At 43.8% G+C, this 591-nt stretch carries 1 protein-coding gene; it reads left to right on the plus strand.

Translation table 11 applies throughout. The features are described 5' to 3' along the window. On the plus strand, positions 1 to 591 hold a 591-nt coding region (locus A3766_RS30830), incomplete at both ends, for a hypothetical protein (protein WP_197479470.1).

Raw genomic sequence — 591 nt, forward strand, 5'->3', positions numbered from 1 at the left:
AGTACACTCTATGGAAGCGATGCTTTTCATGGTGTAATTGCTCGACAACTCAAAGACTCTAATAAAGATGAGACCCAGATTAGAAGTAAAGTAGGCAGTGATGGTTATACCAAAGCCTCTCTATTTGTCGCACAGACATTCGAAGATAGCATACTCAATGCCGGCTTAGCATTTGCCCGACAGAGCGATCAAAACTTGAACTATCGCTACACCGATCCTGATGACGGTTTGCTCTATAACTCCGAAAGACACTATGCCTATCGTGATCAAAGTGGCTTTATAAAATTGAGCGCTGGCAAAGTCGATACAGGACGTGTCGAGTTTTTTTCATACTACGCAAACTATTTGGCATCTGGTTTTCCAAGCACCGGCACCCAGTTCTTTACCCGTATTGATGATAATTTTGACGTGCAATCTACCAGCTTAACTGAAGATCGGGAACATTCAGGGCAAGATTCCAGCTTCTGGCTCGCAAGCTTATCTTACGATTACCAGCTTAGCGATAGCATTGAACTGGGCACTCAAATCTATCATTGGCAGAGTAAGCAAGAATGGTCATTTGACAATGCACGCTACCCGATAAGCCTCGTG

The sequence above is a fragment of the Oleiphilus sp. HI0132 genome, from assembly GCF_001635845.1.